This window comes from Candidatus Binataceae bacterium, assembly GCA_035500095.1.
Lineage (GTDB): Bacteria > Desulfobacterota > Binatia > Binatales > Binataceae > JAKAVN01.
In genome coordinates, this window is sequence record DATJXN010000151.1 from 1 (window position 1) to 3509 (window position 3509).

The 3509-nt window shown below is 63.3% G+C and carries 2 protein-coding genes; one reads left to right on the forward strand and one right to left on the reverse strand.

Annotated features, from left to right (window positions below):
* Nucleotides 1–299: hypothetical protein (locus VMI09_17055; protein ID HTQ26401.1), on the reverse strand; the 299-nt coding region annotated here is incomplete at its 3' end.
* A 344-nt stretch (nt 300–643) separates the two neighbouring features.
* On the opposite strand from VMI09_17055, the gene VMI09_17060 reads away from it, so the two are divergent.
* Entirely contained in the window at nt 644–3211 is a 2568-nt protein-coding gene (locus tag VMI09_17060) for an AAA family ATPase (GenBank protein ID HTQ26402.1), read from the forward strand.
* The last annotated feature ends 298 nt before the right edge of the window (nt 3212–3509 follow it).

Genomic DNA, 3509 nt, shown 5'->3' on the forward strand with positions numbered 1-3509 from the left:
ATTCGCATCACCATCTCGACCGCCTCGCCGAAGTCGGCGGCGGCGGTGAAGATGTCTTCGCCCTGGTCCTCGCCGCCGCCGAGCGCGGCGGCGATTTTCCACACCGCGCGGCCGCTCACGTTAAGGCGCGGCTCGCCTCCCTGGGCGAGCGCGCGGCCGACCATGAAGCGCGCGGCGATCGCCGCTTCCTCCGGGCTGAAGCGGCCAAGAAAGTCAGCGGCGAGCGCCGCTATCTGGAGGCGGCTATTGGTCTGGCTGAGCGACTGGCAGACCTCGGCAAAGTCGTAGAAGGAGCCCACGATTCGTGATTAGAGCGGCCCGCGTGCTCCCAGCGCAAGTTCTCTTTAGGCTCTCGCCGCCGGATGTTGAGTGATTCCGAGCGAAGCTTCCGACTCCGCATCGGTCTCGACGAATGGCGCCGCCGCTTACAGACAGGAGCCCGATCCCGCGTCCGCCAACCGAAGGACAGGGTCTCTCCCACCCTCGCACTCGCGCAGTCTCGGGGCGAAGCGCGGGACCGCGCAAAAAGGCGCGATTTTTACGAATCAAGCCGCGCCCTGACGCTTTCGTGAAAAGCGATCGCCGCAAAGGGCGCGGGAACCCGTTGCGGTAGAGATCGAAGTCGGCGCTAGGATAGCGCGGTATGTGGTGGCTGTGGCCTCATCTGCGGCGGCTATGGGCTGCGGCTGGGACTGTCTCGGCCGGCCTGGCGGTCAACTATCTGTACGGCTGGCTCGGGAATCAGCCGGCACCGGCCCTGTCGCGGCTTACCGATTATCTTTGGCGATACCGCTATTGGAGCCTGAGCGCGCTGCTCGCGTTCGCCGTCGCGTCGGTCTTCGCCGAGCGGCAATTCCGCAGGCACGAGGCGCGGGCCCCGCGACCACTGCGGACGCATGGTGGTCCGATTCGGGCGCTGCTCTCGAGTTTCAAGCCTGCAGCCGGGGTGCGTGCGCCCGATGCGCAGGGACAATCCGCTGCCCCCAAAATGGTTGGACGCGCGACGGAACTGGCGCAGCTTAACCATTGGTTCGAAGAGACCCGGCGCGGCGCGCGACGAGTGATCTTCGTGTCGGGCGAGGCAGGGATCGGTAAGACGACGCTGACGCGCGCCTTCGCCGATTCCCTCGCGGGCGACCGGGCAATTCGTATCGGGCGAGGGCAATGCGTCGACCAGTATGGCGCGGGCGAGCCGTATCTGCCGATTCTCGAAGCCCTGACGCGACTGTGCCGCGAGCCCGGCGGCAAGAAGCTGGTCGAGATTCTGCATCGAATCGCTCCCGCTTGGTTGGCGCAGATGCCGAGTCTCGTTAGCGCGGAGGATCGCGCTCGGCTGCAAGGACTCGCGCAAGGGACGACGCAACTACGGATGCTGCGCGAGATGGCTGAGGCGCTCGAAGTGATCGCTGCAGAGACGCCCGTGGTCCTTTATTTGGAAGATCTGCAGTGGAGCGATCCATCGACGCTCGACCTGATCGCGACGGTTGCGCGCCGGAGCGAGCCGGCCCGGCTGATGATTCTCGGGACCTATCGGCCGGTCGAAATGCTGGCGGGAAAGCATCCGCTGCGTGCGATGAAAGAGGAGTTGGAACTTCACCGGCATGCGATCGAGCTACGATTGCCGCTGCTTGCCGAAGCGGACGTAGCCGCCTTTGTGGCGGAAAGAGTTGGCGACGGCGAGGAGAGCCTCGCTCCGGTGGTCTATGCGCGGACCGAGGGTAATCCGCTCTTCATGGTGAACGTGATCGAGTACCTGGCCGATCGCGGCTCGCTGGCCGATGCGGAGAAGATCGAGCCGCCACGCAACATCCGACAGATGATCGAACGCAACCTGCAACGGCTTTCGCCGGATGAGCAGCGCGTCCTGGAAGCTGCGAGTGTGGCGGGCGCCGAGTTTTCGGCCGCGGCCATCGCGGCCGCGCTGCAGCAACCAGCGACCGAGATCGAGGCTTGTTGCACCGCTCTCGCGCGGCGAGAACAGTTTGTCGCTACCCAGGGGATCACGACCTGGCCCGACGGCACGGTTGCGGCGAATATTCGTTTCCATCACTCGCTTTATCGCGAAGCGCTCTACGACCGCGTACCACCCAGCCAGCGCGGCCAGTTACACGAGCGGATAGCCGCACGGACGGAGCAGGCCTATGGCAAGCGAACTGCCGAAATCGCGGCGGAGCTGGCTAGTCACTACCGGCAGGCGAACCGACCGGACAAGGCCGGGCGGTTTTGTGAACTGGCGGCTGAAAGAGCCGCCGGGCGACGAGCGTACCGGGAGACCGAACAGCACTATCGCGAGGCGCTTGCGATGTTGTTGACGCAACCGGAATCGCTCGAAAGAGACGGCCAGGAACTAAGGCTTCAGCTCGCCCTCGGCGGCGTATTGGCCCTGACACGGGGTTGGTCGGCGGTCGATGTGGACGAGGTTTATACCCGATCTCTGGCGTTGGCCGAATTGATTGGGGATGAAGCCTCCCTGGCGAGGCTCAGAAGATACGTCTTTGGTCTCGCGATTACGCGCTCGGACTTGAGGCGAGCTTTGCTGCTTGCCGATCAGGTGATGCAGGATGCTTCGCGAACAAACAGTCCTGGGGTTCTGCTCTTCGCGCATTACGCGTTGGGCCTCGCTCGCTTGTGTCGCGGGGATCTCGTCGAATCGCGCCACCAATTTCAAAAGGCGCTGGAGCATCAGGACATAAAGGACGGGCGCGGCCGGTACGTGGACTGGGGAGTGGGAGCACGGACCTGGGCGAGTGTCAATGAATGGTTACTCGGCCGCCCTGAGCAGGCACAGCGCTTGGTTCAAGAGGCTCGCACCCTCGCTCACCATACGGGGAAGCCATTCAATGAGGCGTCCGCGGAAATTGACGGTTCGGTGGTTCATATTTTGACGGGTGACTTCACACGGGTGCGTGATGCCTGCGACGAGGGGCTGCGTGCTGCCAATTCGTTTGGCATACCGACGGCAAGCGGCCTCGGCAAGATCTACGCCGGCTTCGCCAGAGCTCACCTGAACGAACCCGGTGACGCGGCCGTTCTTATTCGTACGGGAATAGATGAGATGGAGTCGCTCTCTTACCGCCAGTTCAGGGGCTTCTATTTGACTCTTCTGGCCGACGCGCAAAGCATCACAGGAGATCTTGGCGATGCGCTCGTAACACTGAAGCGGGCGATCGCGACAAATCCTGACGAGTTGTGGTCCCGCCCCGAGGTATAGCCGAGAGGTGTGGAAATAGAGAAAAGGCGATGTAGCCTTCCGGGTTGACGAGACCCAGCCGGGGAACCGGCAGGAAGGAGGACACCGCCAATGCAGAGCATAAACCGAGCAGAGCGCCGTCGGTCAAGAAGAGAGTTAGCGAAGCGCCCACAATGGGGAACCCTTGGAGGAATTTGCTCGAGGCAGGATTCAAAGCAGTCTCTAAAGCCGAGAATATTCTGCGGCCTCTTTGTCGGCTGCTCCGACGCCGCAGCTTCCCGCGCGCCGCATCGACCTCCTTCTCTGGTGCTGCCGATCA